Below are 17,380 nucleotides of genomic sequence, written 5' to 3' on the forward strand. Positions count from 1 at the left end.
GGAAGCCGGCCGGTACGTGACCCTCGTGGCATGGACGAGTGCCCGTCGCGCGGGACGCGGCTCCCCCCACGGCAGCCACCCGCCACATCCCCCCGCTCGCTTCGGGCGCCCACGCCCCCTACTCGAACGCGTACACCGCGAAGTCCGCCACCGGGCGGTAGCCGATCCGCTGGTAGAGGCCGTTGCTCGTCGGGTTGGACAGGTCGGTGAAGAGGAGCACCTCCGCCGCGCCCGAGGCGCGTGCCGCGCGGCTCACCTCGGCCGTGGCCGCGCCCGCGTAGCCGCGTCCGCGCAGTGCGGGCGGGGTGTAGACGGGGGCCACCCTGATCTGGCCGGCCACCTCGGGGGTGACCCCCGCCATCGCCACGGGGACCCCGTCGGGCGTCTCCCACAGGGTGATTCCGCCGTGGGAGACACGGGAGTCGGCCCATGCGCCGGCGTCCTGGGCCGGGTGCCCGCCGACCTCGGCCGCGAACTCCCCGTACCAGCGCATCAGCAGGTCCCGGTCGGCCGCGGCGGCCACCCGCGCCCGGCCCGCGGGGGCGGGCTCCGGCGGCGTCAGCTCCGCCAGCCGGTACAGGCGTTGGCGCATCCCCACCCTCGACGCGATACCCGTGCTCCGTCGCCACGCCCCGGCGAACGCCGCCGCGGTGTCGCGGTCGCCGTAGACCGTGGGGAACCGGTGACCGGCGTCGGCCAGCGTCGCGGCGAGCGCGTCGGCCTCCTCCTCCGTCAGGGGCGTGACGCAGATCCCGTGGGGCGGGGTACGGAAGAACACCGCGCGGACCGCGCCGTCCCCTCCGCCCCGGACGTCCCCGCCCAGCACGCCGAAGACGGGATCCTCGTCGCCGTACACGTGCGTGCCCCTGCGCCGCAGGCTGTCGACGACGGTCAACGGGACCGTGTGCAGTGCCGGACGGGAGGCGAGGAAGTCGCCGGCACGCTCGAGGAAGCCGTCGAGATCACGGGTGACACGCCAGGCGGCGGGAGCGCCGGACCGGTCGTGGCCGGCCGGGCGGATGGACCCACCGGAACCGCCGGGGCTGTCAGGGCTGTCAGGGCTGTCAGGGCTGTCAGGGCTGTCAGGGCTGTCAGGGCTCATGCTTCATCGTCGTGGCGAAGGGCCCCGCGCCGCCTGCCATTTTCCGGGCGTCAGGGGAACTCCGGCTCCGGGTCGGTCGCCAGGCGGGCGTGCAGGTGGACGTCGCGGAAGGCGTCCCGGCGGCCCTCCTCCCACATCGCGCCGCGCAGGGTCCCCTCGTACCGGAAGCCGCAGCGCTCGGCGATCCGGCAGGAGGCCTCGTGGCCGAGGGCGTGACCCAGCTCCAGCCGGTGCAGGCCGGTCTCGGTGAACGCCCAGCGCGACGCGAGCAGCAGGGCATTGCCGGCCACGCGCCGGCCGCGCGCCTCGGGCAGGACCCAGTAGCCGACCCGGGCGAAGCTCAGCACCCGGTCGATCATGCTGACGGCGACCTGCCCGAGGATCGTCCCGTCGGCCGCGTCCGTGACGCAGAACGGCAGGGCGTGCCCGGCGGCGGCGTCCGCGTTCTTGCCCTCCAGGGAGGCCCGCGCGCCGGCGGTGTCGGCGACCGTCCGCACCGGTGTGTTCCAGCGCCGGAACTCCGGGTCGAGGTGCCCGCGCAGCCACGCCTCCACGTCGGCGGCGGACTCCGGGTCCCAGGCGCGCAGCCGCAGGCCGTGGCCGTCGAGCACGGGGATCGTGTGGGGAGCGGAGGGGGACTCACGAGTGTCGGTCATCCGGTCATTGAACACCGGTCCGGGCGGACGGCGGTGGGTCGCCGTCCGCCGCCCGGAAGACGGGGACGCCGTCCCGGAAGGCGACCGTCAGCGCCATGCCCATGCGCGGCTCCGCGTCCCCGACCAGCTCGGTCGACATGCGCGGCCCCTCGGCCAGGTCGACCACGGCCGCGACATAGGGCGTGCGCTCCCCGAAGGGCGGCAGGTCGTTGCGGTGGACGACGGACCAGGTGTAGAGGGTGGCCAGGCCGCTCGCGTCCTCCCAGGCCACGTCCTCGCTCCAGCAGTGCGGGCAGAACTCGCGGGGGTAGTGGTGGGCGCGCGCGCAGGCCCCGCAGCGCCGGATCAGCAGCCGGCCACCGGCGGCGGCCTCCCAGTAGGTGCGGGTGAAGGCGTCGGCCTCGGGGACGTCGTGCCGGGGGCCGGGGGTCATCGGAACCACCCGAGCGCGTCGTCCACGGACCACCTCTGCCAGGCCATCGCGCCCAGCGCCACGGCCGAGATCAGCGCCATCATCGAGTTCTGCCCCTGCTCGGCCCAGTCGTGGATCATGAGGACGAGGTAGAGGAGGTTGAGGAGCAGGCCGCAGACCAGCGCGACCGGGGTGAGGAAGCCGGCGACCAGCCCGAGCCCGAGGGCCAGTTCCGCGTACACCACCACGTAGGACATGACGCGCGGGCGGGGCCGCACCACCACGGCGAAGCCGGAGCGCACGGCGGTCCAGCGGTGCTTCGCCGCCACGTCCGCGGCCCAGGCGATGCCCGACCCCTCGGCGAACCAGGCCTTCTTGTCCTTGTGGCGCCAGCTCTCCAGCCACCACATTCCGAGCCCGATCCGCAGCACCGCCAGCCACTCGGCCCCGTCGAGCCAGATCGCATCCATGAATCTGACGGTACGTCAGATGAGTGGTTCCGGGAACCCCGCCGGTCGCGGAGGCGGCCCCCACCCCTCCCCCGGTCCTCGCCCGGCCCTCCCCCGGTCCTCGCGCCGCCCTCGCGTGCGACGAAGTGGTCTACGTCACCGGTCCGCCCGCGCATCCCCCGCACGTGATCGATCCGCAACCAATTCCCGTCTTGACCGAGACCCATCAACGACACGCGTGATTACGCTCGCGCTCATGGAAGACTCCGCACCGCGCCCGGCCCACCAGGCGATCACCGCCGCGAACCCGGCCGACCGTCCCGTCTACGTGATCGGCGGCGGCCCCGGCGGCCTCGCCACCGCGTACGCGCTGCGCGCCCAGGGCGTACGCGCGGTCGTCGTGGAGAAGGCCGACGCGGTCGGGGCGTCCTGGCGGCGGCACTACGACCGGCTGCATCTGCACACCACGCGCGGGCTGTCCGCCCTGCCGGGGCTGAAGATGCCGCGCAGGTTCGGACGGTGGGCGGCCCGCGACGACGTGGTGCGCTACCTGGAGAAGTACGCCGAGGTGCACGAACTGGAGATCGTCACCGGCGTCGAGGTCTCCCGCGTCGAGCGCACCGCCGACGGCACCGGGTGGCTGCTGCGCGCCACGGGCGGCCGTGAGCTGACCGGCTCGGCGGTCGTCGTCGCCACCGGCTACAACCACACCCCGTATCTGCCGGACTGGCCCGGCCGCGAGGGGTTCACCGGCGAGCTGACCCACGCCGGCTCCTACCGCGACGGCAAGCCCTACGCCGGCCGGGACGTCCTCGTCGTGGGCGTCGGCAACACCGGTGCGGAGATCGCCGTCGACCTGGTGGAACACGGGGCGGAGCGGGTGCGGCTCGCGGTGCGCACCGTGCCGCACATCGTGCGCCGCTCCACCGCCGGCTGGGCCGCCCAGTACAGCGGCATCCTGGTGCGCCGCCTGCCCGTCGCCCTCGTCGACCGGATCTGCCGGGTGATGGCCAGGGCGAGCGTTCCCGACCTGTCCGCGCACGGGCTGCCGCGCCCCGACACCGGCCTCTACACCCGGGCCAGGCAGGGCGCGATCCCGGTGCAGGACGTCGGCCTGATCGACGCCGTGCGCACCGGCCGGGTGGAGATCACGGCCGCCGTGGAGGGCTTCGAGGACGGCGGCAAGGTCGTGCTCGCCGACGGGACGCGGATCTCCCCGGACGCGGTGATCGCGGCCACCGGCTACGTCCGCGCCCTGGAGGACCTCGTCGGCCACCTCGGCGTGCTCGACGACCGGGGCAGACCCGTCGCGCACGGCGCCCGCACCGCGAAGGACGCCCCCGGTCTGCATTTCACCGGCTTCACCACTCCCATCAGCGGCACCCTGCGCGAGTTGTCGATCGACGCCGGGAAGATCGCGAAGGCGGTGCGCCGCACCCTGCGGTGAGCACCGGCGGCCTCACCCGTAACTGTCGGTAACTCCCTTGATTCCGCTGCCCGTTACATCTGCGCGAGATGTGGCGGGAACGTTGTCGTGCGCCCGTGCGCGGAGCCAGAATGTGAGCGCTGTTCACCTTTTCGGTTCCACCACCTCTCGCTCCCGAAGCCCGTCGGAGGACGCACGTGGCACGTGAAAGACAGACCGCCCCCAGGATGTCCCGCCGCTCCCTGCTCGGCCGCACGGCCGCGGTGGCCGCCGGCGCCACCGCCCTCGGCGCGACCGCAGCGGGTCCGGCCGCCGCGGCCGCCCGGGAGGTGGACGTCGCGATCGTCGGCGCCGGCCTGGCCGGTCTCACCGCGGCCCGCGACCTGGTGGCCGCCGGCCGCACGGTCGCCGTCCTGGAGGCCCGCGGCCGGGTGGGCGGCCGGGTCGTCAACCTCCCGCTGGCGAACGGCGGGGTCACCGAGGGCGGCGGCGAGTTCATCGGCCCCACCCAGGACCGCATCAAGGCGCTCGCCGACTCCCTGGGCGTCGCCACCTTCCCCACCTACAACAGCGGCAAGAACCTGCTCCACAAGGACGGCCGGAAGACCCCGTACGCCACCGACGGCCTCCTCGGCTCGGTCCCGCCGGTCGACGCCGCCGGCCTCGCCAACGCGGCGATCGTGCAGGCCGCGCTGGACGACATGGCCAAGACGGTCCCCGTCGACGCGCCGTGGACCGCTCCCAAGGCCGAGGAATGGGACCGGCAGACCTTCGAGACCTGGCTGCGCGCCAACGCCGTCGTCCCGTCCGCCAAGTTCCTCCTGGACGTGGCCTGCACCTCGATCTTCTCGGCCGAGCCGCGCGAACTCTCCCTGCTCTTCGTGCTGTTCTACATCGCCGCGGCCGGGAACGACTCGACCCCCGGCACGCTGGAACGCCTCACCGAGACCGCGGGCGGCGCCCAGGAGCGGCGCTTCGTCGGCGGGTCCCAGCAGGTGCCGGTCAGGCTCGCCGCCACGCTCGGCGACCGGGTGGTGCTGAACGCCCCGGTGCGCACGATCGCCCGCTCCGGGGAGCAGTACGCCGTGACGGCCGACGGCGTGAGCGTCACCGCCCGGAAGGTCGTCGTCGCCGTGCCCCCGCCGCTCGCCGCGCGCATCACGTACGACCCGCTGCTGCCCGCCGCCCGCGACCAGCTCACCCAGCGCCTGCCGATGGCCTCGGTCGGCAAGGCGATCGCGATCTACGACACCCCGTTCTGGCGGGCCGACGGCCTCAACGGCCAGGTGGTCAGCGACACCGGCGTGATCAGCTCCACCTTCGACAACTCCCCGCCGGACGCCTCCTACGGCGCGCTCATGGGCTTCATCGAGGCCGACGAGGCGCGGGCGTACGACGCGGCGGGCGAGGCGGAGGTCAGGGCGGCCGTACTGAAGGACTACGTGAGGTACTTCGGCCCGAAAGCGGCCTCCCCCACGTCGTTCGTCCTGCAACGCTGGAACAACGAGGCCTACACGCGCGGCGGCCCCGTCTCCATCGCCGCGCCCGGCGTCCTGACCCGGTACGGCCGGGCCCTGCGCGAGCCCGTCGGCGGGATCCACTGGGCCGGGACCGAGACCTCCGTCCACTGGATGGGTTTCATGGACGGGGCGGTGCGCTCGGGCGAGCGGGTGGCGGCGGAGGTGCTGGCCGCGCTGTAGGCGAAGGGCTCGGATCCGCTCCTTTCTGCGTGCACGACCATTCCTGACGGACCGTCAGCTATGTAACCTGACAGAGCGTCAGTTACTTGACAGTCACTCACGGCAGTCACACAGGAGCGGGCGGACCCATGCTTGGATCAACCCACGGCACCCTCACCACCGACTCCCGCCGGGCCCGGGTCATCGCGTGCGGCGAGGAACCCGGGCCCGCCGTCCACGGCCGGCCCGCGCAGGCGGACGACCTCGACGTCAGCGGCCGCCCGTTGTACGCGGACGTCCCCGATCTGGACCGGCTCTTCCGCCCCGGGTCCGTCGCGGTCGTCGGCGCCTCGGACGCCGAAGGACGCCCGAACACCGGTGTCACCCGGCAGCTGGTGAGCTGGGCCGAGCGGGTGGGGGCGCGGCTGCATCCCGTGCACCCCACCCGCACGAGCGTGTTCGGCCTGCCCTGCGTCGCGTCCGTCGCCGACCTGCCCGAGCAGGTCGACCTCGCCGTGCTGCTGGTCTCCGACCCGCTGCCGGTGATCGAGCGGCTGGCGGAGACCAAGGTGAGGTTCGCGGTCGTCTTCGCCTCCGGCTTCGCGGAGACCGGCGCGGAGGGCGCGGCCGCCCAGGAGCGGCTGGCGGCGGCGGTGGAACGTTCCGGCATGCGTCTGCTCGGCCCCAACACCAACCTCAACGCCTTCGAGCGGTTCCGCGACGACCTGAGCGGACCGGCGATCGCGCTGATCACCCAGTCCGGCCACCAGGGCCGCCCGGTGTTCGCGCTCCAGGAACTCGGCGTGCGGCTCTCGCACTGGGCGCCGACCGGCAACGAGGCCGACCTGGAGACCGCCGACTTCCTCTCCTACTTCGCCGAGCGCCCGGAGGTGGGCGCGATCGCCTGCTACGTCGAGGGCCTCAAGGACGGCCGGTCCTTCCTGCTGGCCGCCGACCGGGCCGCCCGCCGCGGGGTGCCGGTCGTCGCCGTCAAGGTGGGCCGCACCGAGGCCGGCGCCCGCACCGCCGCCTCCCACACCGGCAAGCTGACCGGCGCGGACGAGGTCGTCGACGCGGCGATGCGGCAGTACGGCGTGATCCGCGTCGACGGCCTCGACGAACTCCAGGACACGGCGGCCCTGCTGGCACGGGCCCGGCCGCCGCGGGCCACCGGCGTCGCGATCTACTCCATCTCGGGCGGCACCGGCGCCCACGCGGCCGACCTGGCCACGGCGGCGGGCCTGGAGCTGCCCGCCCTGTCGAGCGCGAAACAGGCCGAACTGCACCAGTGGATCCCCGCGTACCTGAACGTGGCCAACCCGGTCGACAACGGCGGCCACCCGGTGGGCGACGAGCGCGGCCGGAAGATCATCGACGCGATTCTCGACGACCCGGCGGTGGGCGTCCTGATCTGTCCCGTCACCGGGCCCTTCCCTCCCCTCAGCGACCGGCTGGTCCAGGACCTGGTGGACGCGGCGGAGCGGACCGACAAGCTGGTGTGCGTGGTCTGGGGCTCCCCGGTGGGCACGGAACGCGCCTACCGCGAGGTCCTGCTGGGCTCCTCCCGGGTGGCCACCTTCCGCACCCTGTCCAACTGCATCTCGGCCGTCCGGGCCCACCTCGACCACCACCGCTTCGTCACCGGCTACCGCTCCCCCTTCGACCAGGCCCCGCGCACGCCCTCCCCGTCCTACCGCAAGGCGCAACTGCTGATGCGGCCGGGACAGCAGCTCAGCGAGCACGCGGCCAAGCAACTGCTGCGGGCGTACGGCATCCGCGTCCCGCGCGAGCAGCTGGTGACCAGCGCGGCGGCGGCCGTGCGGGCGGCGGGGCTGGTCGGCTACCCGGTGGTGATGAAGGCGTCCGGCGCGCAGATCGCCCACAAGACCGAACTGGGCCTGGTCAAGATCGGCCTGACCTCGGCCAGCCAGGTGCGCGACGCCTACCGCGAGCTGACCGACATCGCCCGCTACGAGGGCGTCGAGCTGGACGGCGTCCTGGTGTGCCAGATGGTCGAGCGGGGCGTGGAGATGGTCGTGGGCGTGACCCACGACGACCTGTTCGGGCCGACGGTCACGGTCGGGCTGGGCGGGGTCCTGGTGGAGGTGCTGCGGGACGCGGCCGTGCGCGTCCCGCCCTTCGGCGAGGACCAGGCCCGCGCCATGCTGGCCGAACTGCGCGGCAGGGCGCTGCTGGACGGCGTCCGCGGCCGCCCGCCGGCCGACGTCGACGCCCTCGTCGAGGTCGTCCTGCGGGTGCAGCGCATGGCCCTGGAACTCGGCGCCGACCTGGCCGAACTCGACGTCAACCCCCTGGTGGTCCTCCCCCGCGGCCAGGGCGCGGTGGCCCTGGACGCACTGGCGGTGTGCAGGTGAGGGCCCTGCGGCACGAGCGGGGGGACGGGGCGTGACCGGGTCCGAGGCGTCGGTCCGGCGGCGGACCGACCGCCATGTCACCCGTCTGACGCTCGACCGGCCCGAGGCCCTCAACGCCCTCACGCCCGACGGGCGCGACCGGCTGATCGCGCTCCTCGGCGACGCCTCCGCGGATCCGGATGTCCGGGCGGTGATCCTGACCGGCGCCGGCCGCGCCTTCTGCGCGGGGGCCGATCTGCGCGGCGGCGGCGCGCGCGGCGAGCGGATCGCCGGGGACGTCGCCCGCACCCTGCGCCTCGGCGCGCAGCGCCTGGTCGCCGCCGTCCTCGACTGCGAGAAGCCGGTGATCGCCGCGGTGAACGGCACGGCCGCCGGCCTGGGCGCCCACCTCGCGCTCGCCTGCGACCTGGTGCTGGCGGCCGAATCGGCCCGCTTCATCGAGGTGTTCGCCCGTCGCGGCCTGGTCCCCGACGGCGGCGGCGCCTATCTGCTGCCCCGCCTGGTCGGCCCGCAGCGCGCCAAGGAGCTGATGTTCTTCGGCGACGCGCTCACCGCGCCGGACGCCGAACGCCTGGGCCTGGTCAACCGGGTCGTCCCGGACGCCGACCTGGAAGGGACGGCCGTCGACTGGGCGGCCCGCCTGGCGGCCGGCCCCACCCGCGCCCTCGCGCTCACCAAGCAGCTCGTCAACGCCTCCCTGGAGTCGGACCGCGCCACGGCCTTCGCCGCCGAGGCCGCCGCTCAGGAGATCAACATGACGACGAGGGACGCCCAGGAGGGCGTGGCGAGCTTCGTGGAGCGCCGGGCGACGGACTTCCACGGACGGTGACCCGCGGACCGGGCGGCCCGCGGGCCCGCACCCCTTCCCATCTGACATGCCGTCAGTTTCAATGAGGACATGATGGGACATGCGGGAATGGCGGCCGCCGCCGTCCGATACCTCCGGGCGGGGCCGGTCGATCCGCTGCCGCGCCCCGCGCTGCGCTGTGTGCGCGACGACGAGCGGGCGCCCGTCGATCCCGGCGAATTCCGCAGGGTGCTCGGGAGCTTCGCCTCCGGGGTGACGGTCGTGACGGCGCCGACGCCCGAGGGCCCCGCCGGCTTCGCCTGCCAGTCGTTCTCCTCGCTCTCCCTCGATCCGCCCCTGGTCGCCTTCATGGTCGGCCGCACGTCCACGACCTGGCCGCGCATCGCCCGGGCGGGCGTCTTCTGCGTCAACGTCCTCAGCGCGCGCCAGGCGGCGCTGTGCCGGGCCTTCGCGGTGAGCGGCGCGGACAAGTTCGCCGGCGTCGACCACGACCCGGCCCCGGTCTCGGGCGCCCCGCGCCTCGCCGGCGCGCTCGCCTGGATCGACTGCGCGATCCACGCCGTCCACACCGGCGGCGACCATCTGGTCGTCGTGGGCCGCGTGAACGCCCTCGGCACGGGCGACGACGCGGACGGACCGCCTCTGCTGTTCCACCGGGGCCGGTTCCTGTGAGCCGCGGATGAGCGATGTACGGGTGACGTGACTGACGGGTGACGTGGCCTACGGGCCGGGCCGGCGCCTGCGCCGTCGGCAGCGGCTCAGTTCACGTACTCGACGATCTGCATCATGCCTTCGTCGCCGTGCTGGAGCTGATGGCAGTGCAGCATGGAGCGGCCGGTGAAGTCCTCGGCGCGCAGCCGGAAGGTGACCGAGCCCTTCGGCGGGACGGTGACGGTGTCGTGCCAGACCGGCGTGGCGAGCCGGCGGTTGTCCACGGCGGTCAGCAGGAAGTGGTTGGTGTGCAGGTGGAAGGGGTGGTGGCTGTGCAGGTGCGAGTCGTTGACGACCGTCCACTCCTCCACCTCGCCGAGCCGCACCCGCTGATTGACGTGGTCGGACGAGTAGCGGCCCCAGGCGGTGTCCGAGCGGCCGCCCGGTGAGACGGCGGGCGGGGTCTCGCCGTCGCCCAGGATGCGGTAGGCGTTCGGAAAGGCGCCGGAGAAGACGTTCTCGTAGCTGCGGAAGGTCAGCGTCCGGGTGCGGGTGGGCTCCGGCAGCTCGGGGGGCCGGCCGGGCAGACGGGCCGGGAGCCGCATCGAGCGGGCGGCGCCGGTGACGACGAGGGTGAGCAGGTGCTGGGAGGGGCCGCCGCCGGTCAGCTGGTAGGTGCCGGGCTCGCCGCCCCGGACGAGGATGTCGGCCCGGCCGCCCATGGGCAGAGTCAGGCCGGTGGTCGCGACGGGGGCCATGAAGGTGACGCCGTCGCAGGCGATCTGGTGCATCTCCTGCCCGGCCAGGCTGAGGAAGTGCGCCGTCAGCGCGCCGGCGTTGACGATCCGCCAGCGCTGGATCTCCCCCGGCGCGATGGTCAGCACGGGGTTCTTCACGCCGTTGACCAGGAACGTCGAGGCGATGCCGTCGTAGACGCCGGACGAGGTCAGCTCCGGCACCCGCCCGCCGGACACCTTGAGTTCGCTGATGCAGACGACGACCTCACGGGCGGCGGCGATCTCGGGGACCTCGTCGACGTCCCCCTCGACGACGAGCACGCCGGCCATGCCGCCCAGCACCTGGGTGGCGGTGGATCCGTGGTGGTGGGGGTGGTACCAGTACGTGCCCGCCGGATGGCCGGCGGGCACGTCGACGCGGCTGACGTGGGCGGTGGTCGCGCCCCGGACGGCGGCGGGCTCGAAGACGCGGAAGACGTTGTCCGCCTCGCCCGTCGGGTCCACGTGCAGGCCGTGGGTGTGGAGGTTGAAGGAGTTGAAGTGATGGGGGACGTTCATCTCCTGGTGCGCTCCGCCGCCGTTCGCCGGCAGTGCGTTGACCTGGGTGATCTCCAGGGAGTCCCCGGGGTGCACGCGCAGCGTCGGCCCCGGCACGGCGCCCTCGTAGGTGCGCGTGGACACCCGCCCGACGCCGGGGATGTCCAGGTCGGCGAACCGGACGTTCAGCTCGGTCCTCAGCCGCCCGGTGTCGGGCGACGAACTGCGCGTCTCCGGCTCGGGGAAGGGCGGGTCGGCCGCCTCCCGCGCCGCCGCGGGCGGACTCGCCGCCCCCGCGGCCACGACCGCCCCGGCGGCGAGCGGCAGGCTTTTCAGTACGCCACGACGGGACAGTGCTGGCATGAGGGGCCTCCACGGGCAGCGAACGGCAGAGCGGGTCGGAGCACCCTCACATTACGGAACGTCGCGGCCCGGCACGTGGAGTAACCACCGGCGGGTTGCGCCCCCACCGCCTCCCCCTCCCCCCTGTCCCCTCACCCATCGCCGTCGCCGTCGTCCTCAGGCCGCGGCCGGCGCCGGGAGGCCGGGGGCGGAGGCGGGCCGGCGCCGGATGACCAGCGCCATCAGCGCGGCCGCGGCGCACAGCGCCCCGGAGCCGTACCAGACCACGTCGTACGAGCCGAACGCGTCCCGCGCCACGCCGCCCAGGAAGGCCACCAGAGCCGCGCCCACCTGGTGCGAGGCCAGGACCCAGCCGAAGACGATCGCGCTGTCCTCGCCGTAGTGCTCGCGGCACAGCGCGAGGGTGGGCGGCACCGTGGCCACCCAGTCCAGACCGTAGAAGACGATGAAGAAGATCATCGGAGGGTGGACCGAAGGGGCCAGCAGCATGGGCAGGAACAGCAGCGAGACGCCGCGCAGCGCGTAGTACACCGCGAGGAGCCGGCGCGCCTCGAACCGGTCGGTGAACCAGCCGGAGGCGATCGTGCCGACCACGTCGAACACCCCGATGACGGCGAGCAGCGAGGCCGCCGCCGTGACCGGCATCCCGTGGTCGTGGGCGGCCGGCACGAAGTGGGTCTGCACGAGGCCGTTCGTCGAGGCGCCGCAGATCGCGAAGGTGCCGGCCAGCAGCCAGAAAGGGCCCGTGCGCACCGCGGAGCCCAGCACCCGCAGGGTGCGGCGGGCGGCGCCCGGCACCGGCGCGGGCTTGGGCACGAACTCCCGCGCGCCGTAGGGCTTCTGGCCCACGTCGGCCGGATGGTCCCGCAGCAGCAGCCAGACGAAGGGGACGACGGCGAGCGCGGCCAGCGCGACGGTCACCGCGGCCGGCCGCCAGTCGTGGCGCGTGACCGTCCACGACAGCAGCGGCAGGAAGATCAGCTGGCCGGAGGCGGAGGCCGCGGTGAGGATCCCGCTGACCAGACCCCGCCGCTCGGTGAACCACCGGTTGGTGACCGTCGCGGCGAACGCGAGCGCCATCGAGCCCGAGCCGAGCCCCACGAGCAGACCCCAGTACAGCATCAGCTGCCAGGCGGCCGTCATCCACACCGTCAGCAGCGAGCCGGCGGAGATCACGGTGAGCGCCGCGGCGACGACGCGGCGGATGCCGAAGCGGTCCATCAGCGCCGCCGCGAAGGGCGCGGTCAGCCCGTACAGCGCCAGGTTGACCGAGACGGCCGCCCCGATCGTGCCGCGCGACCAGCCGAACTCCGCGTGCAGGGGGTCGATGAGCAGTCCGGGCAGCGAGCGGAACGCCGCCGCTCCGATGATCGTGACGAAGGTGACGGCGGCGACGAACCAGGCCCGGTGGACACGGGAGCGGGGCGGTCCGTCCTGCCGGGGTCGCCCTGCCGCCGCGGGCGTTTCGGTTGTCTGAGTCACGACAACGAGCTTCGGCCACCCGCGCGCGCACGACGAGTGGCCCGAAAGACAGCATTCGCTAGGATCGGGCCATGGCTGTCGACGAGGTCTCCTTCCGTCCGCACCGGGTCGTCGTGCTCGCGCTCGACGGTCTGCTGCCCTTCGAGCTGGGCATCCCGCACCGCATCTTCGGCCGCCCCAGGGACGCCCGGGGCCGGCCGCTGTACGAGGTCGTCACGTGCTCCGTGCGGCCGCCGGGCCCCGTCGAGACGGACGCGGACTTCGCCGTCGACGTCGCGCACGGCCCCGAGGCCCTGGCCACCGCCGACACCGTGATCGTCCCGGCCTCCTACGAGCTGGGCCCGGTCTTCGAGCAGGGCGTCCTGACCGACGAGCTGGCCGCGGCGCTCGCCCGGATCCGGCCCGGCACACGCCTCGCCTCCATCTGCACCGGCGTGTACGTCCTCGCCGCGGCCGGTCTCCTCGACGGCCGGCCCGCCACCACGCACTGGGCCGACGCCGACCGCCTCCAGCGGCTCTTCCCGCGCATCGACGTCGACCCGGACGTGCTGTTCATCGACGACGGCGACGTGCTCACCTCGGCGGGCGTGGCCGCGGGAATCGACCTGTGCCTGCACATGGTGCGCCGCGACCACGGCACGGCCGTCGCCAACGACGTCGCCCGCCGCACCGTCGTGCCCCCGCACCGCGACGGCGGTCAGGCGCAGTACATCGAGCGCCCGGTGCCCGACCCGCGGCAGGCGACCACGACCGCCGCGCGCGCCTGGGCGCTGGACCGCCTGCACGAGCCGATCCAGCTGCGCGACATGGCCGAGCAGGAGGCCATGTCGGTGCGGACGTTCACCCGCCGCTTCCGCGAGGAGGCCGGGATCAGCCCGGGTCAGTGGCTCACCCGGCAGCGCGTCGAACGGGCCCGGCAGCTGCTGGAGTCCAGCGACCTGTCCGTGGACCGGATCGCCCGCGACGCCGGGTTCGGCACCGCCCAGTCGATGCGCCAGCACCTACAGGCCGCCCTCGGGGTCACCCCCACCGCGTATCGACGCACCTTCCGCACCGGCGGCGCTTCCCCGCGGCCCGGGGACACCTCCCTCCAGGGCCACGACAGGCCGGCCGTCCCGCGGTGACCGGGCTTCCCTGCGCGCCTCGCCCGCCCAGCCGACGGCGGTCAGCGCCAGGGTCAGCCCCACGCCCGCGAGCACGGCCGTGGACGGCGCCACCACGTCCAGCAGGACGCCCGCGAGGGAGCCCGTGGCCGCGTAACCCGCGCCTGCCGCCGCGTACATGACCGAGTAGCCCGCCGCCAGGGCCTCGGGCGGCAGGACCTCGCGCAGGGCCAGATTGCGGGTGAGCATCGCGCCCGACTGGAGCGCGCCCCCGACGGCGAGCGCCGCCGCGATCCCCGGCGTGTCCGGTGCCAGCGCGACCACTGTCACGCAGACGGACGTCCCAGACATCAGCACCGCGGCTCGCGTGCGCAGCCGTCCCGGCCAGGCCCGCAGCCCGTACACGAACGCGCCGAGCCCCGCGCCGACGGCCAGCCCGGCCAGCAGCGGCCCCGACCAGCCCACGCCGATCCCGCGCTGTTCCAGCAGGGCGGGCAGGATGAGTTCGGCCAGACCGAGCAGGGTCAGGCTGGCCGCGCCCGTGACGTACACCGGCCAGGCTCCCGCCAGCACCCTCGTGAGCGGGGCGCCTCCGCGGCCCTCTCCGTCCGGCCCGTGCGCGCCCCAGACGGCCGGGAGCCGCCACAGGCCCGCCGTGGCACCCGCCATCAGCGCGGCGGCGAAGAGCAGCGGGACGCGCGGGGCGACGCCCAGGGCGAGGCCGGTGACCGCTGCCGGGGAGACGGCCCACACGCCGGACATCAGCGTCGACTCGGCGGACAGTGCCTGCGGCACCGCACGGCCGGGGACCAGCTCGGTCAGCAGCGTGCGCAGGCCGCCGGCGGACGCGGCCGGGGCGGCGCCGGCCAGGAACGCGAACGCGGCGAGGACCGCGGCGGGTGCACCCGGCGCCGCGGCGAGGCCCGCGAAGCCGACCGCCCCCGTCGCGAGCCCGGCGGCCAGCTGACCACGGGCGCGCTCGTGGCGCAGCCGCAGGCCGAGCACGGGGGCGCCGACGATCTCCCCGGCGACGTAGGCCGCCGCGAGGACGGCTCCGAGGGTGTACCCGCCCGGCCGCTCGCGCACCAGGAACACCAGCGCCAGCGGGGCCATGGCGACCGGCATGCGGGCGCCGACGGCGGTGCAGGCCCAGGTCAGGACCTGCCGGGAAGCGACGTCGCGGTAGCTCATGCCCCGACCGTAGGGGTCGGCGCCGACATCGCCCCAAAGGTTTTCCGCAGCCTGTGGACAACTCGGGGACGCCTTCAGCGGCCTCTTCGTGAGGGGCCTCCTCGGGCCTGGGACGCGGCGGCGTCAGAACGTCAGCACCGCGCGGGCCACCCGGCCCGCCTCCGCGTCCGCCGCGGCCTTCTCGAAGTCCTCCACCGGGTAGGTCCGCGTGACGAGTTCGTCGAGCAGCAGCCGGCCCTCGCGGTACAGCTGCGCGTACAGGGCGACGTCCCGCTGAGGGCGCGAGGCTCCGTAACGGCAGCCCAGGATCGACTTGTCCAGGAACAGGGAGGAGACGAGGAAGGACGCCTCGGCCGTCGCCGGCGGCACCCCCAGCAGCACCGCCTGGCCGTGCCGGTCGAGCAGGTCGACGGCCGTGCGGATCAGCTCGACGCGGCCCACGCACTCGAAGACGTGGTCCGCGCCCGTCGGCAGCACGTCCCGCACGCCGTCCGCCGACGTCAGGAAGTGGGTGGCCCCGAACTGCCGCGCCGCCGCCTCCTTCGCCGGGTTGGCGTCGACGGCGACGATCCGAGACGCGCCCGCGATCCGCGCGCCCTGGAGCACGTTGAGCCCGATGCCGCCCGTGCCGATGACGACGACGCTCTCCCCCTGGCCCACCCGCGCGCGGTTGAGCACCGCCCCGACCCCGGTCAGCACCCCGCAGCCGATCAGCGCGGCGGACGTGAGCGGGACGTCGGCCGGGATGCGGACGGCCTGCACCGCCTTGACGACGGTCCGCTCGGCGAAGGCGGAGTTGGCCGCGAACTGGAACAGCGGCCGTCCCGCGCGCGTGAACGGCTTCCCCGGCCGTCCGATGGCCTGCCGGCACATCGTCGGGCGGCCCCGGTCGCACTGAGCGCACGCGCCGCAGTTGGCGAGCGTGGACAGGGCGACATGGTCGCCCGGCACGACGTGGGAGACCCCCGCGCCGACCGCCTCCACCACCCCCGCGCCCTCGTGCCCGAGAACGACGGGCGTCGGGAAGGGGATCGTCCCGTCGACGACCGACAGGTCGCTGTGGCACAGCCCGGCCGCCGCGACCGCGACGAGCACCTCGCCCGGGCCCGGCGCGCGCACCTCCAGATCGTCGACGACCTCGGCCCGCTCCCCCTCGAACACCACGCCTCGCATCACGCTGCTCCCCTCCGCCTCATCCCTTGGGTTGCCTGGGCAGACCGAGCACGCGCTCGGCGATGATCGTGCGCTGGACCTGGTCCGAGCCGCCGTAGATCGTGTCGGCCCGCGAGAACAGGAACAGGTGCTGGGCGTCGTCGAGTTCGTAGGGCGCGGCGGGCGACCAGTCCGCCGGGCCGGCGCTCGCCGCCGCTCCGCGCACCAGCACCGCCGTCTCCCCCAGCCGCTGGTGCCATCCCGCCCACAGCAGTTTGGCCACGCTCGGCGCGCCCGGCCCGCCCGAACCGCCCAGCGTGCGCAGCGCGTTCCACCGCATGGTGCGCAACTCCGCCCACAGCCGCACCAGCCGTTCCCGGACGACGGGGTCGTCGGCCGCGCCGCACGCCACGGCCGTGCGCACCACCCGCGCCAGTTCCTCGGCGAAGCCGATCTGCTGGGCGAGCGTGGAGACGCCGCGCTCGAAGCCGAGGAGGCTCATCGCGACCCGCCAGCCGTCGCCCTCCGCGCCGACGACGTGCTCGGCCCGCGCGTGGGCGCCGTCGAAGAACACCTCGTTGAAGTCGCTGGTGCCGGTGAGCTGCCGGATGGGCTTCACCTCGATCCGGCCGGGCTGGTCCATGGGCAGCAACAGGAAGGTGAGCCCGTGGTGGCGTGTGGACCGCGGGTCGGTGCGCGCGAGCACGAAGCACCAGTCGGCCTCGTGGGCGAGGGACGTCCAGATCTTCTGCCCGGTGATCCGGTAGGACCGTCCGTCGGGGGCGCGTTCCGCGCGCGTCCGCACGCCGGCGAGGTCGGAGCCCGCGCCGGGTTCGCTGTATCCCTGGCACCACAGTTCGGCGCCGGCGGCGACCGGCGGCAGGAAGCGCTTCTTCTGCTCCGCCGTGCCATGGGCGAGGAGGGTGGGGGCGAGGAGGTTCTCCCCGATGTGCCCGGAGCGGGGCGGGGCGCCCGAGCGGGCGTACTCCTCGGCCCAGGCGACCTGCTGGGTGAGGGTCGCGGTCCGGTTGCCGTACCCGTCCTCCCCCCATCCCATCCCGATGCGGCCCGCCGCCCCGAGGACGCCCTCCCAGGCCCGGCGGTCGCCGGCCCGCGGGACGTGCTCGGCGAGCCAGGCCCTGGCCTCGGCCCGGAACGAGTCGTCCGCCGGCGTGAATCCGAAGTCCACGTTCCCCTCCTTGGACATGGGACGAGGGCGGCCGCAGCCCCTCCGGGGCGGGCCCGGGCCGAGGCGCG

Annotated in this window: 14 protein-coding genes; 6 read left to right on the forward strand and 8 right to left on the reverse strand. The window is 74.5% G+C overall.

What is annotated here, in order from left to right; genetic code table 11:
- Positions 1 to 118: 118 nt before the first annotated feature.
- The 4 genes from ACGFSH_RS18355 to ACGFSH_RS18370 are packed head-to-tail and all read right to left on the reverse strand — an operon-like array spanning position 119 to position 2,640.
- Positions 119 to 1,102, reverse strand: coding sequence for a GNAT family N-acetyltransferase (locus tag ACGFSH_RS18355; RefSeq protein ID WP_393349641.1), 984 nt, complete (start codon positions 1,100 to 1,102; stop codon positions 119 to 121).
- 50 nt (positions 1,103 to 1,152) lie between these two features.
- Positions 1,153 to 1,758, reverse strand: a complete 606-nt coding sequence (locus ACGFSH_RS18360) for a GNAT family N-acetyltransferase (protein ID WP_393349643.1) — start codon at positions 1,756 to 1,758, stop codon at positions 1,153 to 1,155.
- Between the two features lie 4 nt (positions 1,759 to 1,762).
- Positions 1,763 to 2,191 (reverse strand): Zn-ribbon domain-containing OB-fold protein, encoded by a 429-nt coding sequence (locus tag ACGFSH_RS18365; protein ID WP_393349645.1) that lies wholly within the window; start codon positions 2,189 to 2,191, stop codon positions 1,763 to 1,765.
- Complete coding sequence (locus tag ACGFSH_RS18370; protein ID WP_393349647.1) at positions 2,188 to 2,640, reverse strand: DoxX family protein; 453 nt, start codon at positions 2,638 to 2,640, stop codon at positions 2,188 to 2,190. Before ACGFSH_RS18370 ends, ACGFSH_RS18365 begins: the two co-directional genes overlap by 4 nt.
- A 235-nt stretch (positions 2,641 to 2,875) precedes the next feature.
- Here ACGFSH_RS18370 and ACGFSH_RS18375 point away from each other — a divergent pair, with 235 nt between their 5' ends.
- The 5 genes from ACGFSH_RS18375 to ACGFSH_RS18395 all read left to right on the forward strand — a co-directional run bounded on the left by ACGFSH_RS18375 (position 2,876) and on the right by ACGFSH_RS18395 (position 9,579).
- Positions 2,876 to 4,066 (forward strand): flavin-containing monooxygenase, encoded by a 1,191-nt coding sequence (locus ACGFSH_RS18375; protein ID WP_393349648.1) that lies wholly within the window; start codon positions 2,876 to 2,878, stop codon positions 4,064 to 4,066.
- Between the two features lie 206 nt (positions 4,067 to 4,272).
- Positions 4,273 to 5,745, forward strand: coding sequence for a flavin monoamine oxidase family protein (locus ACGFSH_RS18380; RefSeq protein ID WP_393350052.1), 1,473 nt, complete (start codon positions 4,273 to 4,275; stop codon positions 5,743 to 5,745).
- A gap of 128 nt (positions 5,746 to 5,873) precedes the next feature.
- Positions 5,874 to 8,099 carry an acetate--CoA ligase family protein gene (locus ACGFSH_RS18385; RefSeq protein WP_393349650.1) on the forward strand — a complete coding sequence of 742 codons (2,226 nt, stop codon included), beginning with the start codon at positions 5,874 to 5,876 and terminating at the stop codon, positions 8,097 to 8,099.
- 31 nt (positions 8,100 to 8,130) lie between these two features.
- Positions 8,131 to 8,928: an enoyl-CoA hydratase/isomerase family protein gene (locus tag ACGFSH_RS18390; RefSeq protein WP_393349652.1), complete on the forward strand. Its 798-nt coding sequence runs from the start codon at positions 8,131 to 8,133 to the stop codon at positions 8,926 to 8,928.
- Between the two features lie 72 nt (positions 8,929 to 9,000).
- Positions 9,001 to 9,579, forward strand: coding sequence for a flavin reductase family protein (locus tag ACGFSH_RS18395; RefSeq protein ID WP_393350054.1), 579 nt, complete (start codon positions 9,001 to 9,003; stop codon positions 9,577 to 9,579).
- An 86-nt stretch (positions 9,580 to 9,665) separates the two neighbouring features.
- Here the strand turns inward: ACGFSH_RS18395 and ACGFSH_RS18400 are convergent, their stop codons facing one another.
- Together ACGFSH_RS18400 and ACGFSH_RS18405 are read right to left on the reverse strand one after the other, a co-directional pair.
- Positions 9,666 to 11,195 (reverse strand): multicopper oxidase family protein, encoded by a 1,530-nt coding sequence (locus ACGFSH_RS18400; protein ID WP_393349654.1) that lies wholly within the window; start codon positions 11,193 to 11,195, stop codon positions 9,666 to 9,668.
- A 156-nt stretch (positions 11,196 to 11,351) separates the two neighbouring features.
- A complete protein-coding gene (locus ACGFSH_RS18405; protein WP_393349656.1) occupies positions 11,352 to 12,677 on the reverse strand; it encodes an MFS transporter in 1,326 nt (441 codons plus the stop codon).
- Between the two features lie 71 nt (positions 12,678 to 12,748).
- Between ACGFSH_RS18405 and ACGFSH_RS18410 the strand changes: the two genes are divergently transcribed.
- Entirely contained in the window at positions 12,749 to 13,801 is a 1,053-nt protein-coding gene (locus ACGFSH_RS18410; RefSeq protein ID WP_393349658.1) for a GlxA family transcriptional regulator, read from the forward strand.
- A gap of 1,293 nt (positions 13,802 to 15,094) precedes the next feature.
- On the opposite strand, the gene ACGFSH_RS18415 is transcribed toward ACGFSH_RS18410, so the two are convergent.
- Together ACGFSH_RS18415 and ACGFSH_RS18420 are read right to left on the reverse strand one after the other, a co-directional pair.
- Positions 15,095 to 16,144: a Zn-dependent alcohol dehydrogenase gene (locus tag ACGFSH_RS18415; protein WP_393349660.1), complete on the reverse strand. Its 1,050-nt coding sequence runs from the start codon at positions 16,142 to 16,144 to the stop codon at positions 15,095 to 15,097.
- A gap of 19 nt (positions 16,145 to 16,163) precedes the next feature.
- The gene (locus ACGFSH_RS18420; protein ID WP_393349662.1) at positions 16,164 to 17,312 is read right to left on the reverse strand and encodes an acyl-CoA dehydrogenase family protein; all 1,149 of its coding nucleotides are present in this window, start codon (positions 17,310 to 17,312) and stop codon (positions 16,164 to 16,166) included.
- Positions 17,313 to 17,380: the final 68 nt, after the last annotated feature.

It is taken from the genome of Streptomyces sp. NPDC048481 (assembly GCF_043200075.1).
In the GTDB taxonomy this organism is placed as follows: Bacteria; Actinomycetota; Actinomycetes; order Streptomycetales; family Streptomycetaceae; genus Streptomyces.